Raw genomic sequence first — 23,133 nt, 5'->3', positions numbered from 1 at the left:
CCGACCCCAAAGGAAACTCCCGTGACATCAGCGTATCGGTGTGCCTGTTTTGCCCTTCCCTCCAAGCTGCTCAAAAAAATCGCGGCCAAAGTCAGCGAAGCAGACCGCCATGTGTTGCATGGGCATATGGAACATACTGCGCAGCTTCGGTCGATGCGAAGTGCCTTGAGCGCGCCTGCGCCGACGCTCCGGCTTCTCGCGACTTCTGCGCACAAGGCGGTTTCGCCCTACCAGCGCGCTGTTTTTGACGCGGGCTCCAACACGCAGCTTCCGGGCAAATCCGTGCGAACAGAAGGCGGCAAGCCGGTTCGGGATGCCGCGGTCAATCAGGTCTACGATAACACTGGCATCACGCTGGATTTTTTCCTCAAGGTGTTCGGCCGAAATTCCATAGACAACCGCGGGATGCGCGTGACCTCGGCGGTGCATTTCGGAAAAAACTTCAGCAACGCGATGTGGACCGGTGAACAGATGGTTTACGGCGACGGCGACGCCAATGTGGGCGGATTTACCCAGTCGCTTGACATCATTGCCCACGAGCTCGCGCATGGTGTGACCCAGCACATCGTTCCGGGCGGCTTGGGGGTGGTTCGCGTGCCGGTCAAGGACAGGGAATTCAAGGCGCAAACCCATGAACTCAAAGGGCAGAGCGGCGCACTGAACGAATCTTTTTCAGACGTCATGGGGAGCATGGTCAAGCAGTGGCATGCCGGTCAGGATGCGACCCAGGCCAGCTGGTTGCTCGGTGAGCATATGCTCGCCCCGGCGCATGGCAGGGCGATACGTTCGCTCAAGGATCCGGGCAATCGCAAGCTGACCTGGTTCGAAGACGATCAGTTCAAAAGCATGGCGCAGTATGTCGATGGCGCCGATGTTCATGACGGCTCAGGGATTCCCAATCGCGCCTTTTACCTGACAGCAAAGAAAATCGGCGGCTATTCCTGGGAAGCTGCGGGCCCCATCTGGTACGCGGCACTCTCCTCACTGTCGCACAAGGCGAGTTTTGAGGACGCCGCGCATGCGACGCTTCAAGCCGCCCTGGCGCGTCACGGGATGAAGTCGAAAGAGTACAGGGCCGTCCGAGCGGCCTGGCGGACTGTCAAAGTACTACCCTGAGCCGCTCGTATTCACTTGCTTTGTTTCAGGCACCGTGCAAGCATCCGGATTGCTAAAGTCGCCCGTTGTTGAACACCCACAAAATGATGCCCTTGCGCTGCACATCCTGCCTGACCACCAACCCGGACCTTAACCGATTCTGCGGGCATTGCGGCGCCCCCCTTCATGCCAGTGGCACCGGCACCCACCCCGTGCAGCAGACCCCTGAAATTCAATGGGGTGCGCTCAAGCACGCAACCATCCTGTTCGCCGATATTGTCAGTTCCACTGAGCACGTCGCCGGACTCGATCCTGAGCAGGCGATGGAGCAGCTGCGTCCTGCCGTCCAACGGATGTGCAATGCAGTAGAGAGCTTCGGTGGAACGGTGGTGCGGACTTTGGGTGATGGCGTCATGGCCTTGTTTGGCGTTCCGCGGGCCCTGGAAGGGCATGCAAGTCTTGCCTGTGAAGCTGCGCTTGCCATGCAGGCTGCTTTTGAAGGACCGGAGGGGCGCCTGCGTATACGGGTAGGCCTGCACTCAGGTCAAGTGGCCGTGGACGCGGGTGCAACTGACGCCGCAAAAGGCGGCGGTGTGCATGGTCATGCCATCCACTTGGCCAGCCGTGTTGTTGCTATGGCCGAACCTGGCGGGATCTGCCTGACGGCCGACTGTTTGGCGCTTGTTCGTGCCGCCTGCGACACGCGTCCCATCGGCAAACACCAGCTCAAGGGTATCGCGGAGCCGGTGGAGTTGTATGCGTTGCTCGCTTCGAGGAACGATGCGCAGAGCCATCAGTTTCATGTGGCCGCCATGTCGGCATTTCGCGGGCGCGAGCAGGAGCTTGGCATTTTTCAGCAGGCGTTCGGTCTGGCAGAAAAAGGCCACGGTTCGGTGATTGGATTGTCAGGTGCGCCCGGCACCGGGAAAAGCCGGCTGTGTCACGAATTCGCGCAATGGTGCCGTGGCCGTTCTGTGCCCGTTTTCGAAGTACGTACCCAACTCTACGGGCATGCCACGCCCTTGCAACCGGTGCTGATGCTATTGCGCACCTGCTTTTTCAGGATTTCCCCCGTCGACAGCGCTGCCACCGCAAGACAGCGTATCAGCGATGGCCTTTTGGCGCTTGCGGGCGTTGTCGCAGACGATCTGGCGCTCTTCAATGAGTTCTTGGGGGTGGCTGACATCAACAGCCCGCCTTGCTCTCTCACCCCCAAGGCGCGGCATGGCCGGCTATTGGGCTTGCTAGGAGAGCTGGTGCGACATGCTGGCGTCAACACGACAGTCATTATTTTTGAAGACCTGCATTGGCTTGATGAGGCGAGCGATGCATTTTTGTCGGCGTTGGTAGATGCCGTGGCCGGTACCCGCATCCTGCTCCTGCTCAACTACCGGCCGGTATACAAGGCGCCTTGGTCAGCACGCCCCCATTTTCGGGCGGTGGCGCTACCCGACCTGGGTGCAGCAGATACTGAAGCGCTGGTTCGGGAGCAACTCAACCGGCATCCGGAACTTCAGCAGTTTTTCGGACTGATCGTGGAGCGGTCGGCGGGGAATCCATTTTTTGCGGAAGAACTGGTTCATTCGCTCATTGAAAAAAGTGCATCGCTCAAGAAGGGTGAAGGAGCTACTCCCGATCTGACCTCCCTCGGGCGGGCCTTGCCGGCCACTGTGCAGGCTGTCATTGGCGAGCGACTTGACCGGCTGGTGGCCACTCAAAAAACCTTGTTGCACATCTGCGCCGTGATAGGCAAAGAAATCCCGTTGGCGGTTTTGCAGGAGGTGGCGGTCTATCTGGTGAGCCAGATGGAAAGCGGACTCGACGGGCTTTGTGAGGCCGAATTGTTGCAGTTAATCCGCGAGATCACGGGTGGACGCCGCTTTGCCTTTCGCCACCCACTCATTCAGGAGGTGGCTTACAGCACGCAGCTCAAGGCGCGTCGCGCCAACCTTCATGCTGCGGTTGCCGCTGCCATGGAAGTGCATTACAGCGCTCAAGAGGGCGAGTTTGCCGCACTGGTGGCCTACCACTATGCGGCCGCAGGGCAGTTTGTGAACGCGGCACAGCATGAGGCGCGAGCGGCAAAGTGGGCAGGGTCCACCAACTCGGCGCAGGCCATCAAGCATTGGCGCAAGGTCAGGTCGCTTCTCAGCGACCAGGCGCAAGAGGCCGATATCGACCGGCTTCGTGCCATGGCCTGTAGCCAAATTTCCCTGCTCGGCTGGCGCGAAGGATTGAGCCTTTCCGAAGTCCAGCCATTTATTGACGAGGCCATGGAATTGGCCCATCGGGTCGACAATCGGCTGACGCAATTGTTGCTGATGGTCGAGGGGCGCATGCTTCAAGCCAGTGGTGGCCCGGCAGACGGGTATGTGCAACGTGTGCAGCATGCGTTGTCCCTCATCCCTTCAGGAACTGATCTCGGGCGTGCCGCGATTCTCAATGCAGCCCTCAGCCAAGCGTACGGCTGGGCCGGACTGCTTGAGCAGGGCCTTGCCGCAAACGATGTGGCTCTTGCGGGTGTTCACAGTGTTGATAAATTCGACCGGGAGTTCATGGGTTTCAGCATTGAGCAGTGGCTGCTGGGCCTGCGCGGGCGGCTACTTACACGGCTGGGCCGGTTCGAAGAGGCGCATGACTGTTTGCGGCAAATGGTGCTTGTCGGCGAACACTCGACGGACCCAACAATTTTGCAGATCGCTCATCATGGCTATGTCGACCTTGCCTGCAGCCGGGAGGACATTGAGCTTGCGCAAAAGCACGCCGCACTGATCCAGAAACTGGATGAGAAACATGCGATTCCCTATCTGCGGGCCTTTTCGTTGAGCAGCCGGGGAATGGCTGCGACCGTAGAAAATGATTTTTCCGCAGCCCTGGGCTCATTTGAAGAGGCATTGCAACTCATCAGGAGCGCCAACGTAGCACCGGAGTATGAAACCGAAATTCTGGCAAGCATTGCCGAGTGTTTCCGGCGCCTGGGAAATTTTGAAGAATCCTCAAGCTTTGCGGAAGAGGCCATCGAGCTTTCACGCAAGCGCAGCACCCGCCTCCCCGAGTGCCGAGCCCTGATTACGCGAGGATCTGCATTGGTAGACAGTTACGGGGTCTCGCGTGCCGCGGAAGCCGGAAGCATCTTTGACGAGGCCGAGCGGTTAATCCAGCTCACGGGGGTCAGGATTTATGATGCCATCCTGCATGCAGAGCGTACGCGTCTGGTGGGGCTGTCAGTCGGATGACTGAGGCGGCTCGCGCCGCACCAGCAGCGTGAATTCGTTGAGGCCGTAACCGGTGAGCAACTCCGGCTGCAGGCCCAGGGTGCGGGCACAGTATTCCATCCAGATGTCCGGTGCGGTACGGTACAAGCCGCGCTTTGGCTGCATGTCCCGGGACAAGGGAGCCAGAAAATTGATCGCAAAGCCCTTGCGGCTGCTTGCCAGCAGACCGGTCAGAACGCGCTGCACAAACAAGGCCCATAACGCTGCCGGCTGATCCTGCTGCACATTGAACAGGCCACTGGCGACCGAGTAGTCGGCAACGCGCGGGCTTTCAAGGCCCACGGTGAACGCCGCGCGCTGGTATCGGCGCCAAAGCTGTTTCGCCTGATCAACCATGGCGGGGGAAAGATCAATGCCGAGGTAGTCGATGACTGAACGCCGGTGCCGCTTGCGCAGAAATCCGAGCAGTGCCCCATAACCGCACCCCAGGTCATTGATGGAAAGCGGTTCGGTGAAATCACAGACCCGAAGTAACTGCACAAAGCGCAATTCCTGCGTGGGAACACATCCCCAATCAACTCCCTCAGGAGTGGCCCCATGCGTCCGCACCTTGGCGGTGTAATAGCGCGCGATATCGGCGTGCAGCTCCGGCAGAACAACGTCGGGGGACAGCTGCATATGGTGCCTCAGCCCCCCGACGAATTTCAGGACTTGCTGGCCGGCTTAGTTGCCTTCTTGATACCGGGCTTGGCTGCTACCTTGGCTGCTTTCTGAGCCATGGTTGGGAAAGAGATTGTCAGGTAGTCCCGGTTGAAGAATGGAACGGGGCGCCCTTTTTCGTTGATCAACACGCGTGTGTTGCCCTTTTCTGCGCGCATGTCATGGAAGGTGAAATACACCGGCTGAGGGCTTTTCGATGCAAGATTACGCACGAGGGCGCTGACGATCGCCGCATCGCCGTTCATGCCAGCAATGCTGGAATCATGGTTGCTGAGGTTGGCGAAGTAATCGTACAAACGGTTTTTGGCTTCGGCGTTGGAGGACCCAATGTTGAGAACGGCAACGCTGGTTTTGAACGGGCGGCCTTTCTTGAAAATCTTGAACTCTTTTTGCAGTGCGACCATTTCGTCGATGCCGCCGTAATGGTTTTTTTTATCGGGTGTGGGACCGAAACGTACATTCAGCTGGTCCAGCAGACTTCCTACGTGGATGTCGTGCTCTTTCATAAACATGCCCATCTTTTTCTCCTGATTAAAGTAAAAAATTGCAACTCAATGTTAAATGTTGTGCGAGTGTAGTGCGAAGCGTCCCGTGTGAACAGTAGTGACGCCAGGCAGTGCGAACTTTTGGGTTCGTTCTGCGCGCAGAACGTGCACGCGCGACTGGACCCAGTGAAGTTTGAAGGGTGGTCCCGTTGCAGATGGCTCCTGGTGCGCTCATGAGCCGAGCCGTTATACGGCGTCCCGTCCAGCCCCACAACTCACATGCTGTTCAGGATCCGTCGGGCTTCTTGCGGAGAGGCATCACTGGTGCCCCGGAGGCGAACGGTAGCGTTACTGCGCGTTCCGGCTGCACTTACCCCGAGGGTTGCCGGGTTGCAGTCGCTGATGGCTTCGGCGTCAGGCACCTTCACCACGCCGGGGCGTTGCGGCCGGCCAGCGTCCGGATCGGGCCGCTGCGGCGAGTAATGGGCCCAGTGCGGCCCGGTGATCCGCGTGCCGCCCACCGAGACGGTGCGCTGGCCAGTGGCGATGCTGTTGAAGTTGCCGCTGCGTCTTATCGGTGTCGGGTTGCCGGGGTTATCTACGACAGCCTGCATGTCGTAGTGCTCGTCTTCAAAGTGCGATTGACGGGCGCCGCTGCGGGTCCCCACCACCACGTCGTCGCGCTCCACATAGGCATCAACCGTGACCCGCTTTTTGCCCGTGTTGATGAGTTCAATCTTCCAGACACCGCTGGGGGCGGTTGCCGTCTTGTGCTCAAAACTGAAGGTAGGGGCGACAGCGAGCAGGGCGCAGGTGCCGCGCCGACCGGTGGCGACAGCCGTGGGGTAAATCAGCGCACACAAGGGTTGCTTGCCGCCCCTGGTCCACATCCGTGATTCGCCAAACTTCAGCGCCGGCAGTGGGGCGCAGCCCGGCGGTGTCAGCCGGATCTCCAGGCCGTCACAGTTTTCCTCTATCCACAGCTCCACAAAACTTTGGGTCGAATCGTCGGGTAGCCCATGCCAGTCAAGCGTAATGCGCTCACCTTTTGATAGCGTCTTGTTGGCATGCGTGCGCAACTGGTAGCTGTTGCCGGCGGCCAGCGTGATCTGTAGTCGCCCGTTCAGCAATGCGATCAGCTCGTCCATGGCTGCTTCCAGCAGCGACGTGCCGTCGTGTGGACCAGCCAGCGTGCCGAAGCTGATGTTCACCGTCACCTTCGCGTCGTCAGTGCAGCGCGACAGGATGTACATCAGGCCGTCCAGTACATGCACATTCATCGAGCCGCCCGAGGTGTCGCGCACGGTGTCGTAGTCGAGCTGGACGGCGATCAGCGGCGCCCGGCTGGCGTCGTCGTTGGCCGTTGCCCAACTGGGCGGCGCGTCGAAACCAGGCGGAAGATTGCCAACCTGGGCGAGCAAGGTGCGCGGCCCGGCTGCGAGATCCATGACGTGGCTGCCATGGCTGACGGATGTGTCCAGCGCATGAAAGAAATGCTGGTGCCTGGGCATCTTCTTGCCCAGAGTGGACAGCCCCAGCGCGACGTAGACGGCGCTTTCGTCCACCAGGCCGCTGTAGACATTGGCCTGCATCGCCGCATTGATGTCGGCAGCTGTCAGCTCATGGCCATACCCCAGCGGCTGCGGCGTGCGGCCCGTGCCCTTGGCGTCCTGCCGCCAGAAATAGCGGGTACGTGCCTTGCCCTCGTAAAGAAAATTCGCATGCGCCAAAGCCAGGCTGTCGTCAATCAGGCCCAGCACCTTGCCGGACAGCAGAGTTTCGGCTTGCGCCTCGGCCTGATAGGCGGCCCCGGTGGAGTGGGGCGGCAGGCTTCCCTTGCCGGGACCGGTCTGGTCGTCTGCATATTCCGCCGCCGGCAGGCCCAGTTCAAACCGCAGTACCAGCGCATGCAGCCGGCCGCCGGGCTGGATATGTTTGAAAAAAGCCGGCCTGACCCGTGCCGTACAGAACTTCAGGCCGGTGGGCGCGGTCCGGCTGGTGTACACCGGCGGGACATGCAACCATTTTTCGGATGCAGCGTCCAGCAGCTGCTGCACGCTGGTACCGGGCTGGAGTTCGATGGCAATCGGTAGCCATTTCGGCCGCCTGTCGCCATAACCGGCGAAGTCGTCAGCTTCCGCCCAGATCAGGTAGGGGTCAAAACCCGCCGTGGCACCGGGTCTGGCCCAGTCTATGCCCGTGAACTCGCCCTTGGGCAATTTGGTCCAGCTCATGGCGGCTTACTTGAGCGGTTGCCACTCTTTGGCGGCTTTGGTCCACATGAATTCGAGCAGGGGCGATGCGGCAATGGCCGATGCCGATGAGCCGTATTCGTAATAGCCACTCTTGTTGTCGATCATGGACACGCGGGGGTCGAAGTCCAGCACCTGGTCTTTGGGTCCCTGGAATTTCGGGCCGTTGAAGCCGCGCTCGTGCACTTTCTGGCCGGTGCACCGAGCCACAAAAAAATCGGCCAGCGACGCGCCCAGCAGGCGCCCCACCGCGCTGTCGACCGGGTAGTGCAGGCCGGCGACGGTGCGGTTGACGGCGATACGCGCGGCCAGGCGCTCGAGCTGCTCGCGGTATTTGTCGCCGTGCGGAATCAGCGCCTGCAATACGGCGCAGGTCATATAGGCTTCGGTCGCATGACCGCTGGGCCAGCTGGCGTGGCCGGGTGTCGGGATCATGGGCTGGATTTGTGGCGACAGGTCGACCGGCCGTGGGCATGCGAAGGCGTGTTTGAAGCGCATCTCGACATGAATGGCCAGCGATATCGCCAGGTCCAGCAGCTCCAGCGTGTATTTGTGACGATGGGTGGTCAGTCCCACGATGGATGCCCAGAACGCCGCGCCCCCGCCCGTCTGCGCCAGAATTTCTGCTCCGCCGTCCTCGCGCAATTCCGCGTAGTTGGCCACCAGGTCCAGTTGCTGCTTGAAGATGTTTTCACCAGGACGGGTCAGGCTCGCAAGTGTCAGCTCCTTGAGCGGCTTTTTGTCCAGATTGACAAAACCGAGAGTGACCGATTTCTTGCCTTGATTGACGTCGAAACGCAGCCCGGACAACGTTTCCAGCGCGCAAACCGACATGCGCGGACCTGCGCCCCACTCGGCGAGCCGGTCTGGCTTGTCCAGCGGTGTTGGCAGCGTGAAGGGAAGTGTCGCGCCTTGAAAAGGGCCGACAAGCGCGCCACGACTTGCGGTCAAAGCTTGCGCGTTCATTGGATTTTCCGGCGGACCGCCGCCCCAACCGGACCACCCGCTTGAACCGGCCCATCCACTCCATCCAGACGATCCATTCCAACCGGACCATCCAGACCATCCGCTCCATCCGCTCATAAAATTCCCCTTTGATTTGTGATTGCTAGCTTTATTGCTTGGGCGCACCAGCCCGCTCTAGGGCTTCGGCAAATTTTTGAGAAATTGCAAATTTTTTTCCTGGGGATCGCTCGAGAAAGCGTGCTACTGAAAAATCGGGTTCAAGAACAAGGAGATCTTTCATTGTTCTTCGAGCGTCTTCAATATTTCCAAGCATCACTTGAGCAATGGCGATCACGCGGTAGGTGGATGTGTGTGTGCGATTTGCGCGTGCCGAGCGACGGGAAAGATCAATTGCATTTTGGTAGTCTGCAGCGGAAAGCGCTGCAGAGGCCGCTAGCGAGTCGTAGTAGTACTTCAGCGGATCGAGGGGTGACAGGCTGAGTGCCCGCCGGGTATCGGATACCGCTTGGTCGCCTTCACCTTTAAATGCGTGCATGGTGCCCTTGAGTAGCCAAGCCAAAGATTCATTTGGGTTGGATGTGATCGCTGATTCGTATCGCGAATAGGCAGCCACCGGATCTCTAAGCAGGTTTGTGTGGACCAGTCCATCAATGGTGAGGGCCAGCGAGTGGGTTGGATCGCAATCGAGAGCACGGCGAGTACAGTCCAAAGCTGCACGGGCATCCGACTCTGTGTCCGTGGACCATCCCTGGGACGCGCGGAGCACCCACCAATGCGCCAAATAGGCGCGCGGTAGGGGGTGTCGTTGGCTACGTTCGATAAGGTGCTCCAGCATTTGGCGTGCACGGTCGAATTCGCTGACTGATGTGCGATGCATCAAGCCTACGGCGCCCAGCAGCAGGGTGTATCCCTCCAGCGTAGGAAGAGCCTGCCCGCGAGCGCGTTGCAATTCTTTGGACATGACGGTGGAGCTGATGGCTGCGATGAGCCGCGCGATCAGCTCGTCGTCTGCCTCAAATAGTCCATGCACCTGCCCCTTCAGGCTGTCGGCCCAGAGGATGTGCCCTGTTTTGGCTTCGATCAATTCCACGAACAACGCCAATTGCGTGCCGGCGCTCCGGCAAGTGCCTGAGAGGATGTAGGTGGCGCCCAGATGTGTCTTGATGTCCTCGATGGCTTCGCGGCGATCGCGAAATACCGTCGTCGACAGCCGCGAAATGACATGCAGCTCCGACGTCCGCGACAGGGCTGCGATCACTTCGTCTGCCAGGGCCTCGCCCAGCAACTCGTGTCCCGGCTCGTTGCTGCGCATCGCAAACGGAATCACGGCAATGGTCGGGCGCAGGTTCAGTTCGACGGCATTGCCGGGCGGGACGATGGGCGCATCGCCGGGCGGGCCGACGCGGTAGGCGCGCACCGGTTCCTTAACGTGTTTGAGGTGGCACTCGCCGAGGTCCTCTACGTCCGCATCAAGCAAAGGTGCCAACTGGTCCCGCATGTCGGCGGTGACCACGGTTTCACCAGGCCCCGCCAGCGTACTCACGCGCGAGGTCAGGTTGACGTCGGTGCCGTAGATGTCGTGCTGGTCGGTGACGAAGCTGGCGAGGTGGCCACCCATGCGCAGGTGCATCTGGTGTTCGGGCCGCACGCCGCGGTTGGCTTGCCGTGTGAAGCTGTGCAGGTCAAACGCGGCCTTGACACAACCCTGGGCACTGGCAAATTCCAGCATCAGGCCGTCACCCAGGCTTTTGACAATGCGCCCGCCGTGTTGCGGCAGCACTTTCTGCTCCGCTTCTTCCACGAGTTGTTGCCACCGCCGTACAAAGCCATCCTGGTCCTGCTCCATGATCCGGACCGACTCCACCACGTCCATGACCAGCAACACTTTTGTGCTTCTGGTCAGGTCGGCAGGTAGTTCAATCAACGGGAGCCTCATCGTAGACGGTGTAACAAAATTTTACCTCCTCCTTTTGTAGGAGAGGACGTCTCGATGAATCGGAATGCACGGTGGGACGCTGCCAGGCGCCATGCGTTGCTTTAGCGCTGAATTGCTTCTTCCTGGTCCTGCCGCGCATCGGCCGCGATGTCGGGCAGTCCCTGCAGCCTGCGGTAAATCGGCGTGAAGTCGGACGCGGTTTTGTCGAACAGTTCCTGGAAGCTGTTGATCACGAAGTAGGTCGATTGGTAACTGTCGATCTTGTAGCGGGTGCGCATCACGCGTGCTATGTCCAGTGGCAGACGTTGCGGCGCGGGGCTTTGCACCGAGTGCTGAAGCTCGCCCGATGAACTCAGGATGCCGGCGCCGTACGCGCGCAGCCCGTCTTGTTGCTGGATCAGCCCGAACTCGATGGTGTACCAGTAGAGCCGGCTCAATTGCTCGCAGGCGCCCAGGCCGTGGGCCTTGAGCCCGCCCTTGCCGTACTCCTGCATGTGGTCGGCAAAGATGGGGTTGAACAGCAGTGGCACATGGCCAAACAGGTCGTGGAACACATCCGGCTCGACGATGTAGTCGAATTCTTCGGGCTCGCGTATCCAGTCGGTCACCGGGAATTTGCGGTTAGCCAGCAACGTGAAAAACGGCACCTCCGGAATCAGGCCCGGCACTGTGACGATTTCCCAGCCCGTCGCTTTGCGAAGGCGCTGGTTGATGTCTTCGAAACGCGGGATGTGGTCGCTCTCGCCCAGCGAGGGCAGGGCGGCGATGAATTCGTCGCAGGCCAGGCCCGGCAGCAGTGCCGCCTGACGCGCGTACAGGCGGCGGTAGGTGTCGTGATCGGCAGCGGTGTAGCTGTCGTAGTCTTGCGGGCAGGTGTAGTCGGCGCCGGCACGTGTGTAGTCGCCGCGCGGCGGGCGGGTACTGGCACCGTAAACAACAGGATCAACGGCCATTCAAAAACTCCTGGGTTCGACTTTGCTGTCATCCCGGACTTGATCCGGGATCCATGTCTGATGTACCGCCGCTGCTGGCCCGCGCGGCATGGATTGCGGGGCAAGCCCGCAACGACAGACTTCAATTGTCATGGATGCTTATGCTTTTTGCAGGACGCCGCGGCGCATCTGGTCCAGCTCTATGCTTTCAAACAGCGCCTTGAAATTACCTTCACCAAAACCCTGGTTGCCCTTGCGCTGGATGAACTCGAAGAAGATTGGACCGAGCTGGTTCTCGCTGAAGATCTGCAGCAGCAGCTCGCCCGGCGTGCCGTCCACGAGGATGTTGCGCGCCTGCAGCTCGGCCACGTTTTCGCCATGGCCGGGAATGCGTTTGTCGAGCAGCTCGTAATAGGTGTCGCCGGTATTGAGCAGTTTCATGCCGCTCAGTTGCAGCGAGTCAACCGTGGCGTACAGGTCGTCGGAGCCCATGGCGATGTGCTGAATGCCTTCGCCCTGGTACCTGTCGAGGTACTCCTGGATCTGGCCGGCCTTTTCATTGCCTTCCTCGTTGATCGGGATGCGGATCTTGCCGCAGGGGCTGGTCATGGCCTTGCTCTTGACGCCGGTGGCCTGGCCCTCGATGTCGAAGTAACGTACTTCGCGAAAGTTGAACAGGCGCTCGTAAAAGCCCGACCACTCCGCCATGCGGCCACGGTGCACGTTGTGGGTCAGGTGGTCGATGTAGGTCAGGCCGTGGCCGGCCGGGTTCAGCTCCGCTCCCGGCAGGGGTTCAAAGTCCACATCGAAAAAGCCGATGTTGCCGATGTCGCCGTCTTTCGCGCCGTTCTTGCCGCGCCAGCGGTCGATGAAATAAATGATGGAGTCGCCGATGCCCTTGATCGCCGGGATATTCAGCTCGCCCGGGCCGGCGGTGTGGGCGTAACCCCAGGCGCCCAGGCTGATCGCGCGCTCGTAGGCTGCCTTGGCGTCCTGCACCCGGAAGGCGATGGCGCAGACGCTGGGGCCATGCTGACGCGCAAAACGCTGGGCAAACGAATCCGGCTCGGCGTTGATGATGAAGTTGATGCCGCCCTGGCGGTACAGCGTGACGTTTTTGTGGCGGTGTTTGGCAATCGGCTTGAAACCCATGCGCTCGAACACTGCGCCCATGGCGGCCGTGTCGGGCGCGGCGTATTCGATGAACTCAAAACCGTCGGTGCCCATGGGGTTGTCCCATGCTGCGGCAGTTTTGATGGGGGGCGTGGCGGTGGACGTCATGGTGTCTCCAGGCAAATACAGATACAGCGTACAGATGCTCTGACTTTAACGGGGCAGCCCTCACGTTTTATGCAAATCTAGGCGCTGATATTGGCAATCACGCAGCAAACCTGCAAAATAGGCGATATGGAAGCATTGGACAAGCTGGACAGACTCATATTGCGCAGCCTTCAGGCAGACGGGCGCGCCACCTATGACCAGATCGCCGAGCAGGTCAACCTGTCGCCGAGCGCCGTGTTGCGACGCGTCAAGCGTCTCGAAGAAAGCGGCGTGATCGACCGTTATGTGGCGCTGGTCAAACCTGAAGCCGTCGGGCTGGGGCTGACCGCCTATATCAATGTGCGGCTGGAAAAACACACCGAATCGCACAAGCGCAACCCCATGGACCTGTTTCGCGCCAGCGTGCAGACCTGGCCCGAGGTGGTGGAGTGTGCGGCCCTGACGGGGGAGATGGACTATTTGCTCCGTGTGGTGGTGGCCGACATGGGGCACTACAGCCGTTTCATCATGGACACCCTGCTCAAACACCCCAGCGTGCAGGACTGCAAAACCAGCTTTGTGCTGGACCGCGTCAAGGCGACGACGGCGGTGCCAGTTTGATTGGGGGCGACGAAGTGCCTTCTCCGGGCTTGTTTTGCGCTTGCCTGGCGCTTGATTCGAGGGTGAAATAGGGGCAGCTCCCAGTTTTGGCGACGACGAATGCCGGCGGGATCACCTCGGAAAGACTGCTTCGCTATGAATTTAATAGCTGCTCACGCCCGATGGTCAAGGGTTAGAGGTTAATTTGGTATGCAATTTGAAGCCGTAGCTACACATGCGCTCTTATGCTTCGCGCAAAGGCCCTTGAGGCTGGATTTCCTAGGGAAAACCCTTATATTGAGCGTATGGTTAATCCCAGCACCCTTTTTAAAGCGTCACTCAATGCGGGCAAGGAGTTCTTTCGCCCGCCCCTGGATGAAAGCGACCGTCCGCCGCACAAAGCGCCGTTGATGGTGCCTATCCGTTCGATGGGCCCCAGCCACGGCGAGCGCATTGAAAAACATTTGCTGGCGCTGGACTCACAAGACCGCTATCTGCGCTTCGGTTACGCCGCCAGCGACGAGCAGGTTCGCCGTTATGTGGCAGGCCTCAACTTCGAGCGCGACGAAATTTTTGGAATTTACAACCGCAAGCTGGAGCTGATTGCCATGGCGCACCTCGCGCTGTCGGTGGCCCCCGATCTCAAAAGCTGCGCCGAGTTTGGCGTGTCGGTGTTGCCACATGCACGCGGCCGCGGCTATGGTGCGCGGCTGTTTGACCGGGCCGTGATTCACGCGCGCAATGAGGGCGTGAGCATGATGTTCATCCATGCGCTCAGCGAAAACACCGCCATGCTCAACATTGCCCGCAAGGCCGGCGCGGTGATCGAGCGGGACGGCTCCGAAAGCGAGGCCTACCTCAAGCTGCCGCCAGCTGACCTGGACTCGCGCATGACAGAAATGGTCGAGGAGCAGATTGCCCAGACCGACTACCGCCTCAAGGTTCAGGCCCAGCAGTTCTGGGGCATCCTGGCGATGGTCCAGGAGGTGCGCCGTGGCGTGCGCGACAGCCGCGACCGCACTCTATAAAGCACCCACGCTCATCGCTTCGCGTATGGCTGCCCGTCCCCGAGGGCCCGCTGCGCCGGCGCGCCGGTCCTTCAACAGCCTCAGGACAGGCCAAATCTGACCCCGGCCCCTGCTTGAGGGGAGATCCTCCATCGTCGCCCACTTCTCAAGCCGTTCGTCCCGAGCCTGTCGAAGGATGCCCCGGAACCCAGGCAGGCCGCGCTGTGCCACATGAATACGTTATCCTAGGCAGCTTGCCAACTACCGAACACCTCAGTGTCCGACAACCCTCCCAGTAGACCTTCCAAGCCGGAAGACAAACGCGGCTTTCTGCAAAAGCTCGCCGAGATGCTCCACCCGGGGCCGGATTCCAAAGACGAACTGATCGAGACCCTGGTCGAAGCCCAGGACAACGATGTTATTGGCGCGCAAAGCCGCGAGATGCTGGAGGGCGTGATTCGCATGGCCGACATGACGGCTGGCGACGTGATGGTGGCCGCACCGCGCATGGATGCCGTCAACATCGACGCCCCTTTCGACGAGCTGCTGCATCTGGTGATCGACACCGCCCACTCGCGGTTTCCCGTTTATGAAAACGAGAAGGAAAACATCATTGGCATCCTGATGGCCAAGGATTTGCTCAAGCTGCAGCGCGCGCCCGAGCTCAACATCCGCGCGCTGCTGCGGCCGGCGGTGTTTGTGCCGGAAAGCAAGGGCCTGAACGACCTGCTGCGCGAGTTCCGCGGCAACCGCAACCACCTGGCCATCGTGATCGACGAGTTCGGCCGCGTGGCCGGCCTGATCACGATTGAAGATGTGCTCGAGCAGATCGTCGGTGAGATCGAGGACGAGTTTGACATCGCCGAGGACGACGGCGACATTTTCGGCCTGACCGACCACACCTACCGCGTCAGCGGCGACACCTCGATCGAACGCGTCAGCGAGGCTTTCGGCGTGAAGCTGCTGGACGCCGATTTTGAAACCATAGGCGGCCTGGTTGCGCACGAGATGGGCCAAGTGCCCAAGCGCGGTGAGGTGTATGTGCTGGCCGGCCTGCAATTCACCGTGCTGCACACCAAGGGTGGCGCGGTGCGCTGGTTCAAGGTCTCGCCGGTCGCCGCTGCCGGCGCCCCGGCTCCCTGAAGACGCCCAGCATGGGGCGGCAGACCATTGACAGCATGATGTCTGCGCTGCCGACCCTGCCCGCACTGCTCGAACATATTGGTCATCCCCGGCAGAAAAAGCAGGGCCTGTCGGTGCTTCGGTGGCTGTGTGTGGTGCTCGCCGGCGGCCTGCACGCGGCCAGCGTCGCCTGGCCCTTTGCATTTGGCTTGTCGCAGGGCCAGCCGGTCTGGTGGCTGCAGTTGCTGGCGCTGGCCGGCCTGGTCTGGCAACTGGACCGCTGCACGACCTTCCGTCAGGGCTTGACGCTGGGCTGGCTGTTTGCCACAGCCTGGCTGTGCGGGACGTTCTGGTGGCTGTTTATCTCCCTGCACACCTATGGCGGGCTGGCTTCGCCGCTGGCGGTGCTGGCGGTGGTCGGGCTGGCGGCCTTTCTGGGGAGTTATTACGCGCTGGCCAGCGGCGTGTTTGTGGCCATCGCACCGGCCAGCCGGACCCGCCGCGCGTTGGTGTTTGCGTCGCTGTGGCTCATGGCCGAGTTGGCGCGTGTGGAGTTTTTCACCGGCTTTCCCTGGGGCGAAGCCGGTTACGCCCATTTGAGCGGCTGGCTCGACGACTACGCGCGCTGGATCGGGGTGCATGGCATCACCTTTCTGGCCGCCTTCCTGGCGGCGGGGCTTGCGGGCTGGGGCCAGTCGCGGCGGCAGGTACTGCTGTTTCCGCTGCAGGCGCTGGTCATTGTCGGCGTGGCTGTGCTGGCGGGCCGCCAGACGTCCACGCCGGCGGGCAGCCTGCAGGTCACGCTGCTGCAGGGCAATATTCCCCAGAACGAAAAATTCCAGCCGGGCAGCGGCATGGCGACGGCGTTGCGCTGGTACGGTGAGCAGTTGCAGGGCGCCAAAACCGCGCTGGTCGTCGCGCCCGAGACCGCGCTCCCGCTGTTGCCGCAGCAACTGCCCGAAGGCTACTGGGCCGCACTGCAAGCGCGCTTTGCCTCAGGCGGGCAGGCCGCTTTGATCGGTGTTCCGCTGGGAAGTACCGGCGCCGGTTATGCCAACGCAGTGGTCGGGCTCAAACCGGCGACAAGCGCAGGCGCGGCCCAAAGCTACCACTTCGACAAACACCATCTCGTGCCCTTCGGCGAATTTGTGCCACCGGGTTTTCGCTGGTTCATCAACCTGATGAATATTCCGCTGGGTGACTTCAACCGTGGTCCGTTGGGTCAGCCGTCCTTCGCGTGGCAGAACCAGCGGCTGGCGCCCAACATCTGCTACGAGGATCTGTTTGGCGAAGAGCTGGCGGTGGCTTTCTCTGACGCAGCAACCGCGCCGACCATCCTGGTCAATGTCAGCAACATCGCCTGGTTCGGCAACACGGTGGCGATTGACCAGCACCTGAATATTTCGCGCATGCGCACGCTGGAGTTTGAGCGCCCGATGGTCCGCGCCACCAACACCGGCGCTACCGTCATCATTGACCACACGGGCAAGGTCACGCATGCCTTGCCGCGCCATACGCGCGGTGCGCTGGTTGGCGAAGTCGAAGGCCGCAACGGCCTGACGCCTTATGCGCAATGGGTGGCGCGCTTCGGGCTTTGGCCCTTCTGGGGCGGTGCCGGCGTGCTGGTGCTGCTGGCCTGGCTGGCGCGGCGCCGCCGCTGGTTCGCATGAAACGCTACTAAAACAGGAGCTGCTCACGCCCGTTGGCTATGGGCTGAGGTCTGATTTGGCTCGAAGTTCAGCGCGCAGTTCGTGGCTCGCGTACGGGGCGGCGGCGCGTGCCGGTGCTGGCGTCGCGGGTGGCTCGTCGTCGCACCGGGCACCCGCGACAGGATCCGTTGTTGGGTTGTCATCTACTTTCCTTGCGCTTTGAGGGTAAACCGGACAAAGCTCCGTAAAATCAAGGGTTTTCGCGGGTTCAGGCCTGCCTCGTCTATCTTTCCTGGCCCTGCTCCGCCGCACACCCTATCTATGTTGACCTTTCAGCAAATCATCTTGAAGCTCCAGTCCTACTGGGCCGACCAGGGCTGCGCGCTTCTGCAGCCCTACGACATGGAAGTCGGCGCCGGCACCTCCCACACGGCCACGTTTTTGCGCGCGCTCGGTCCCGAGCCCTGGAAGGCCGCCTATGTGCAGCCCAGCCGCCGCCCGAAAGACGGACGTTACGGTGAGAATCCGAACCGCCTGCAGCACTACTACCAGTACCAGGTGGTTCTCAAGCCAGCGCCGGCCAATATCCTGGAGCTCTACCTCGGTTCACTCGAATCGCTGGGCTTTGACCTGAAGAAGAACGACATCCGTTTTGTCGAGGACGACTGGGAAAATCCGACCTTGGGCGCCTGGGGCCTGGGCTGGGAAGTCTGGCTCAATGGCATGGAAGTCACGCAGTTCACCTACTTCCAGCAGGTCGGCGGCATTGACTGCAAACCCATCACCGGCGAGATCACCTACGGCCTGGAGCGCCTGGCCATGTATCTGCAGGGGGTGGACAACGTCTACAACCTCACGTGGACGGACGGCCTCAGTTATGGCGACGTCTACAAACAAAACGAAGTCGAGCAGTCGACCTACAACTTCGAGCACAGCGACGCGGACTTTTTGTTCACGGCATTCACCGCGCACGAAAAGCAGGCCAAACACCTCATTGATGTGCAGCTCGCGTTGCCGGCTTATGAACAGGTCTTGAAAGCCGCACACAGTTTCAACCTGCTGGACGCGCGCGGTGCGATCAGCGTGACCGAACGCGCCGCCTACATCGGCCGCATCCGGAATCTGGCACGCGCCGTAGCGCAAAGTTATTACGAAAGCCGTGAACGGCTGGGTTTCCCGATGGCGCCGCGCGATTGGGTGGAACAGATGACGAAGAAGGCTGCATAAGAATGACAACGAAGAACCTTCTGGTCGAACTGTTTGTGGAAGAGCTGCCGCCCAAGGCGCTCAAAAAACTCGGCGACGCGTTTGCCGGGGTGTTGTTCGAACAGCTCAAGGCCCAGGGCCTGACCGCTGCGGATTCGGTGCTCACATCGTTTGCCTCGCCTCGGCGTCTGGCGGCCCATGTGACGGCGGTGGCCGCGCAGGGCGCCGACAAGGCTGTCTCGCAAAAACTGATGCCCGTGGCGGTGGGGCTGGATGCTTCGGGCAATGCCACGCCCGCGCTGCTGAAAAAGCTGCAGGCACTCGGCGCGGATGCATCGGCCGTGGCCGGCCTCAAGCGTGCACCCGATGGCAAAGCCGAAGCGCTGTTTTACGACAGTACGGTCAAGGGCGCGATGTTGGCCGAAGGCCTGCAAAAAGCGCTGCTCGAAGCGATTGCCAGGCTGCCGATTCCCAAGGTCATGACCTATCAGCTGGCCGACGGCTGGAGCGACGTGAAGTTTGTGCGTCCCGTGCATCGTCTTGTTGCTCTGCATGGCGAAGTCATCCTGACCGTCAAGGCTCTTGGACTCGAAGCCAGCAACATGACCGAAGGCCACAGATTTGAATCGGACCTGAAGGCTTTTGCGATTCGGGAGGCGGACAGCTACGAAGCTCAGATGCTGGAACAAGGCAAGGTGATTGCCAGCTATTCGAAACGCAAAGCCGAGATTGAAAAACAACTGGCCGCAGCGGCCGCCAAAGTCGGTGGCGGCGTCAAGGCGATCGACGACGACGCGCTGCTCGATGAAGTCACCGCGCTGGTCGAGCGCCCCAATGTGCTGGTTTGCACTTTCGAAAAGGAGTTTCTCGATGTGCCGCAGGAATGCCTGATCCTCACGATGAAGGCCAACCAGAAGTACTTTCCGCTGCTCGAAGTTTCGGGCAAACTCAGCAACCAGTTTCTGGTGGTCAGCAACATCAGCCCGCTTGATGCCAGCGCGGTGATCGGCGGCAACGAGCGCGTGGTCCGCCCGCGCCTGGCCGATGCCAAATTCTTTTTTGACCAGGACCGCAAGAAGACGCTGGCTTCGCGCGTGGAAGGCCTGGGCAAAGTCGTTTATCACAACAAGCTGGGTTCGCAGGGCGAGCGTGTCGAACGTGTGCGAGCCATTGCCAAAGCGATTGGGCAGCAACTGGGCGGTGACGCACTGGCGCAGCAGGCTGACCAGGCCGCGCAACTGGCCAAGACCGACCTCGTGACCGACATGGTCGGCGAATTTCCCGAGTTGCAGGGCATCATGGGCCGTTATTACGCGCTCAACGATGGCCTCAGCGGCGACGTGGCCGATGCGATCGAGGACCACTACAAACCGCGTTTTGCCGGTGACGAGTTGCCGCGCAACAGGGTGGGGGTTGTGGTGGCGCTGGCCGACAAGCTCGAAACCCTGGTCGGCATGTTCGGCATTGGCAATTTGCCAACCGGCGACAAGGATCCGTTTGCGCTGCGTCGTCACGCCCTCGGCGTCGTGCGCATGTTGATCGAACGTGAACTGCCGCTGCAGTTTCACGAACTCACGCGCCTGGGTTTCGGTGTCTTTCCTGTCGGCTTGCTGCAGGACAAAGCGGTTGAGCTGGACGAGTTCCTGATCGAGCGCCTGAAAGGTTATCTGCGCGAAGGCGGTTATTCAGTGTCGGAGGTCGATGCGGCGATTTATGCCCAGAAACTCGGCCTGTGGTCCACCCTCCCCAAACGCCTGGCCGCCGTGCGCGTGTTCGTTGCCCTGTCCGAAGCCCCGGCGCTGGCCGCCGCCAACAAACGCATCAGCAACATTCTGAAGAAGACCGATGGTGTGGATGCCCATGTGAGCGAGCTGCTGCTGCAGGAGCCCGCTGAAAAAGCCCTTCATGCTGCCATGCAGCAGGTGGTCCCGCAGGCCAGTGCGCAGTTTGAGGCCGGCGACTACGCCGCCTCGCTGCAGAGCCTGGCCGCGCTGCGCGCACCGGTGGACGCTTTTTTTGAAGGTGTGATGGTCAATGCCGAACAGGCCGATTTGCGGCTGAACCGCCTTGGGTTGCTCGCCACCCTGCACCAGGCCATGAACCGCGTGGCTGATTTGTCCCGCCTCGCGACCTGATAGAGCCGTGACCATGAAACTTGTCATCCTCGACCGCGACGGCACCATCAACCGCGACAGCGACGACTACGTCAAGGCGCCGGAAGAGTGGGAGCCATTGCCCGGTGCGCTGGAAGCCATCGCCCGGCTCACCCACGCGGGCTGGCATGTGGTGATTGCGTCGAATCAGTCGGGGCTGGGCCGCGGCCTGTTTGACGTGGCCTCGCTCAACGCCATGCACGCCAAGATGCACAAGTTGCTGGCGGCGCAGGGCGGGCGCATCGACGCGGTGTTTTATTGCCCGCACAGCCCCGAAGAAAGCTGTACCTGCCGCAAGCCGCTGCCCGGTCTGTTCGAGCAGATCGGCGCGCGTTTTGGTGTGCCACTCAAAGGCGTGCCGACGGCCGGGGACTCGGTGCGCGACCTGCTGGCCGGTGCCGCCGCCGGATGCGAGCCGCACCTGGTGTTGACCGGCAAGTCGGCGCCCTACAAGGACGGCGGGCAGCCCGAGGGCCTGCCCGAGGGTACGCGCTTTCATGCTGACCTGGGCGCCTTCGTGGAGTTTGTCCTGAGCCGCGCTGCAGCTCCCTGATGCTATAAAAATAAGAGCTGTCTACGCCCCCGGAGAAAGGGCTGGAGCCCTGAAACGTATAAATCTGATTGAGAAGAGACACCATGCCCCTGATTCGTTCCGTTCTGCATCTCCTGTGGATGATCGTGACCGTGATTCCCTGGGCGCTGGCCGTCCTGATTTTTTCGCTGTTCGGCAGCAGCACGCAGATTTACTGGTTGTGCACCGGCTGGTTGCGTCTGGCAGTCAGCGGCGGCACAGTCATCCTGGGCATCCAGAACCGCGTGACCGGCATGGAAAACCTGCCGACCGGCCAGACCAGCGCTGCCGTGCTGCTGCTCAAACACCAGAGCACCTGGGAGACCTTTTCGATGCCGACGCTGATGCCGCACCCCTTGGCCTACGTGTTCAAAAAAGAGCTGCTTTACGTGCCGTTTTTTGGCTGGGCCATGGCGCGTATGGACATGATCCACATCGACCGCAGCCAGCGTGCCCAGGCCTTCAACAAGGTGGTCGAGCAGGGCCGCCGTCTGATGAGCCAGGGCGTCTGGGTCATCATGTTCCCCGAAGGCACGCGGATCGAGCGCGGGCAGCAGGGCGTCTACAAAACCGGCGGAACGCGGCTGGCCATCGAGACCGGCGCGCCAGTGATCCCGATCGCCGTGACCTCGGCCAAGTGCTGGCCGCGCAAGGCCTTCATCAAGAAGCCCGGCATCGTTGACATCTCGATTGGCAAGCCGATCAGCAGTGTGGGCCGCAAGCCAGAAGAGTTGATGCAGGAGGTCCAGGCCTGGATAGAAGCCGAGATGCGGCGGCTGGATCCGGAAGCCTATCCGGAAAGCGCTGGCATCAAGGCCTGAATGCCATTTAGCGGCGCTAAACTGCCATGATGCAAAGGCTTCTTCAGTTCACGCTTGACCTGTTTGACAGCATGCCGGTCAGCCCGGCTGCCTCGCGCCCTCGCCGCCCCCGAAAAAAACAGCCAAATCGGCCTCCAGCCCATAACCCAACTACGCAAGCAGCTCCTGAAAAGGTAGCAACCCTGACGCCTGAGGACCTGCTGCCCGTGCAGACCCTGACGCAGGTGTTGGCGCCCGCCACCTACCGGCATCCGGCGGCCACGCGCGAAGCGCTGCTGGGCGACACGGTCGTGGCGTATCAGTTTCGCCGTGGCAAGCGCCGGACCATCGGTTTTTCGGTAGGTGCCGAAGGGCTGGTGGTCAGCGCGCCCAAGTGGGTGCCGCTGTATGAGATCGACAAGGCGGTGCAGGAGAAAACCGGCTGGATTGTCGCCAAGCTGCGGGAAACCCGCGCGCGGCATGCCCGGCTCGAAGCCGCCCGCATCGAGTGGCGCGACGGAACCACCCTGCCTTTCCTGGGCGAGACGGTGACTGTGCAGATTGACCCGTGCCATGCTTTCGGCGGTGTCGGCGGAGAACTCAGGCCCACAGAAGCCGGCGACCCGGCCAGCCCGCAGAAAACCCTGTACATCGGCCTGGCGCACGACGCCACGGCCGAGCAGATACGCGACTCGGTGCAGGCCTGGTTGATGCGGCGCGCCAAACAGATTTTTACCGAAAGGCTGGACCACTTTGCACCACATCTGGGCGTGCAATGGCGCAAACTCAGCCTGAGCAGTGCGGGCACCCGCTGGGGCAGCGCCAGCGCCGACGGGGCGATACGTCTGAACTGGCGGCTGATTCATTTCAAATTGTCAGTGATTGACTATGTGGTGGTGCACGAGTTGAGCCATCTCCGGGTGATGGACCACAGCCCGCGCTTCTGGGATACAGTGCGAACCGTGGTTCCCGACTTCGCGGAGTTGCGCATCCAGTTGAAGGACGAGGCGGTACCGCGCTGGTGACTGACCTGCACCATTCGTAGAGGCAGAAGAGGGGCGCAAAAAAGGTATCAGCACAATTACCACTGGACAATTTTGTTAACTTCTGTAATATGATAAAGCTGATAAAATTGACAATAACAGATCTTAAAGAGTAAGCAGC

18 protein-coding genes are annotated in these 23,133 nt (G+C 61.0%); 11 read left to right on the top strand and 7 right to left on the bottom strand.

From position 1 onward, the window contains the following. Positions 1-21: 21 nt before the first annotated feature. Entirely contained in the window at positions 22-1,116 is a 1,095-nt protein-coding gene (locus ACH2CW_RS03950) for a M4 family metallopeptidase (protein ID WP_395055544.1), read from the top strand. A gap of 68 nt (positions 1,117-1,184) precedes the next feature. Further along, positions 1,185-4,331 (top strand): AAA family ATPase, encoded by a 3,147-nt coding sequence (locus ACH2CW_RS03945; protein WP_395055543.1) that lies wholly within the window; start codon positions 1,185-1,187, stop codon positions 4,329-4,331. Here ACH2CW_RS03945 and ACH2CW_RS03940 read toward each other — a convergent pair. The 7 genes from ACH2CW_RS03940 to hppD all read right to left on the bottom strand — a co-directional run bounded on the left by ACH2CW_RS03940 (position 4,320) and on the right by hppD (position 12,882). Next, a complete protein-coding gene (locus ACH2CW_RS03940; protein ID WP_395055542.1) occupies positions 4,320-4,988 on the bottom strand; it encodes a class I SAM-dependent methyltransferase in 669 nt (222 codons plus the stop codon). The genes ACH2CW_RS03945 and ACH2CW_RS03940 overlap by 12 nt on opposite strands. A 26-nt stretch (positions 4,989-5,014) precedes the next feature. Beyond that, positions 5,015-5,548: a hypothetical protein gene (locus ACH2CW_RS03935; protein WP_395055541.1), complete on the bottom strand. Its 534-nt coding sequence runs from the start codon at positions 5,546-5,548 to the stop codon at positions 5,015-5,017. A 242-nt stretch (positions 5,549-5,790) separates the two neighbouring features. Next, complete coding sequence (locus ACH2CW_RS03930) at positions 5,791-7,749, bottom strand: hypothetical protein (RefSeq protein ID WP_395055540.1); 1,959 nt, start codon at positions 7,747-7,749, stop codon at positions 5,791-5,793. A 6-nt stretch (positions 7,750-7,755) separates the two neighbouring features. Next, on the bottom strand, positions 7,756-8,733 hold the full coding sequence (locus ACH2CW_RS03925; RefSeq protein ID WP_395055539.1) for a phosphatase PAP2 family protein: 978 nt from the start codon (positions 8,731-8,733) through the stop codon (positions 7,756-7,758). 148 nt (positions 8,734-8,881) lie between these two features. After that, complete coding sequence (locus ACH2CW_RS03920; RefSeq protein WP_395055538.1) at positions 8,882-10,657, bottom strand: adenylate/guanylate cyclase domain-containing protein; 1,776 nt, start codon at positions 10,655-10,657, stop codon at positions 8,882-8,884. 113 nt (positions 10,658-10,770) lie between these two features. Then, complete coding sequence (phhA, locus tag ACH2CW_RS03915) at positions 10,771-11,622, bottom strand: phenylalanine 4-monooxygenase (RefSeq protein WP_395055537.1); 852 nt, start codon at positions 11,620-11,622, stop codon at positions 10,771-10,773. A 138-nt stretch (positions 11,623-11,760) separates the two neighbouring features. Then, positions 11,761-12,882: a 4-hydroxyphenylpyruvate dioxygenase gene (hppD, locus tag ACH2CW_RS03910; protein ID WP_395055536.1), complete on the bottom strand. Its 1,122-nt coding sequence runs from the start codon at positions 12,880-12,882 to the stop codon at positions 11,761-11,763. Positions 12,883-13,008: 126 nt separating this feature from the next. Here hppD and ACH2CW_RS03905 point away from each other — a divergent pair, with 126 nt between their 5' ends. The 9 genes from ACH2CW_RS03905 (at position 13,009) to ACH2CW_RS03865 (ending at position 22,994) form a co-directional block, all read left to right on the top strand. Continuing rightward, complete coding sequence (locus tag ACH2CW_RS03905; RefSeq protein WP_395055535.1) at positions 13,009-13,482, top strand: Lrp/AsnC family transcriptional regulator; 474 nt, start codon at positions 13,009-13,011, stop codon at positions 13,480-13,482. A 284-nt stretch (positions 13,483-13,766) separates the two neighbouring features. Then, positions 13,767-14,489, top strand: coding sequence for a GNAT family N-acetyltransferase (locus ACH2CW_RS03900; protein WP_395055534.1), 723 nt, complete (start codon positions 13,767-13,769; stop codon positions 14,487-14,489). Positions 14,490-14,744: 255 nt separating this feature from the next. Beyond that, positions 14,745-15,611: an HlyC/CorC family transporter gene (locus ACH2CW_RS03895; RefSeq protein ID WP_395055533.1), complete on the top strand. Its 867-nt coding sequence runs from the start codon at positions 14,745-14,747 to the stop codon at positions 15,609-15,611. An 11-nt stretch (positions 15,612-15,622) separates the two neighbouring features. Further along, a complete protein-coding gene (lnt, locus tag ACH2CW_RS03890; RefSeq protein WP_395055532.1) occupies positions 15,623-17,260 on the top strand; it encodes an apolipoprotein N-acyltransferase in 1,638 nt (545 codons plus the stop codon). Between the two features lie 300 nt (positions 17,261-17,560). Continuing rightward, positions 17,561-18,466 carry a glycine--tRNA ligase subunit alpha gene (gene glyQ / locus ACH2CW_RS03885; protein ID WP_395055531.1) on the top strand — a complete coding sequence of 302 codons (906 nt, stop codon included), beginning with the start codon at positions 17,561-17,563 and terminating at the stop codon, positions 18,464-18,466. A 2-nt stretch (positions 18,467-18,468) separates the two neighbouring features. After that, positions 18,469-20,580, top strand: coding sequence for a glycine--tRNA ligase subunit beta (gene glyS / locus ACH2CW_RS03880; RefSeq protein WP_395055530.1), 2,112 nt, complete (start codon positions 18,469-18,471; stop codon positions 20,578-20,580). A 13-nt stretch (positions 20,581-20,593) separates the two neighbouring features. Continuing rightward, the gene (gene gmhB / locus ACH2CW_RS03875; protein ID WP_395055529.1) at positions 20,594-21,151 is read left to right on the top strand and encodes a D-glycero-beta-D-manno-heptose 1,7-bisphosphate 7-phosphatase; all 558 of its coding nucleotides are present in this window, start codon (positions 20,594-20,596) and stop codon (positions 21,149-21,151) included. 83 nt (positions 21,152-21,234) lie between these two features. Continuing rightward, positions 21,235-21,990: a lysophospholipid acyltransferase family protein gene (locus ACH2CW_RS03870; RefSeq protein ID WP_395055528.1), complete on the top strand. Its 756-nt coding sequence runs from the start codon at positions 21,235-21,237 to the stop codon at positions 21,988-21,990. Positions 21,991-22,016: 26 nt separating this feature from the next. Then, positions 22,017-22,994 (top strand): M48 family metallopeptidase, encoded by a 978-nt coding sequence (locus tag ACH2CW_RS03865; RefSeq protein WP_395055527.1) that lies wholly within the window; start codon positions 22,017-22,019, stop codon positions 22,992-22,994. Positions 22,995-23,133: the final 139 nt, after the last annotated feature.

The organism is Polaromonas sp., assembly GCF_043778355.1.
GTDB lineage: Bacteria > Pseudomonadota > Gammaproteobacteria > Burkholderiales > Burkholderiaceae_C > Polaromonas.
Note: the sequence above shows the minus strand (reverse complement) of the source record. Positions and strands in the feature narration are given on the sequence as shown.

Coding starts and splice junctions, on each gene's coding strand:
- ACH2CW_RS03940 (WP_395055542.1), bottom strand. CDS start 4,988: ATGCAGCTGTCCCCCGACGTTGTTCTGCCGGAGCTGCACGCCGATATC.
- ACH2CW_RS03935 (WP_395055541.1), bottom strand. CDS start 5,548: ATGGGCATGTTTATGAAAGAGCACGACATCCACGTAGGAAGTCTGCTG.
- ACH2CW_RS03930 (WP_395055540.1), bottom strand. CDS start 7,749: ATGAGCTGGACCAAATTGCCCAAGGGCGAGTTCACGGGCATAGACTGG.
- ACH2CW_RS03925 (WP_395055539.1), bottom strand. CDS start 8,733: ATGAACGCGCAAGCTTTGACCGCAAGTCGTGGCGCGCTTGTCGGCCCT.
- phhA (WP_395055537.1), bottom strand. CDS start 11,622: ATGGCCGTTGATCCTGTTGTTTACGGTGCCAGTACCCGCCCGCCGCGC.
- hppD (WP_395055536.1), bottom strand. CDS start 12,882: ATGACGTCCACCGCCACGCCCCCCATCAAAACTGCCGCAGCATGGGAC.
- ACH2CW_RS03905 (WP_395055535.1), top strand. CDS start 13,009: ATGGAAGCATTGGACAAGCTGGACAGACTCATATTGCGCAGCCTTCAG.
- ACH2CW_RS03900 (WP_395055534.1), top strand. CDS start 13,767: ATGGTTAATCCCAGCACCCTTTTTAAAGCGTCACTCAATGCGGGCAAG.
- lnt (WP_395055532.1), top strand. CDS start 15,623: ATGGGGCGGCAGACCATTGACAGCATGATGTCTGCGCTGCCGACCCTG.
- glyQ (WP_395055531.1), top strand. CDS start 17,561: ATGTTGACCTTTCAGCAAATCATCTTGAAGCTCCAGTCCTACTGGGCC.
- glyS (WP_395055530.1), top strand. CDS start 18,469: ATGACAACGAAGAACCTTCTGGTCGAACTGTTTGTGGAAGAGCTGCCG.
- gmhB (WP_395055529.1), top strand. CDS start 20,594: ATGAAACTTGTCATCCTCGACCGCGACGGCACCATCAACCGCGACAGC.
- ACH2CW_RS03870 (WP_395055528.1), top strand. CDS start 21,235: ATGCCCCTGATTCGTTCCGTTCTGCATCTCCTGTGGATGATCGTGACC.
- ACH2CW_RS03865 (WP_395055527.1), top strand. CDS start 22,017: ATGATGCAAAGGCTTCTTCAGTTCACGCTTGACCTGTTTGACAGCATG.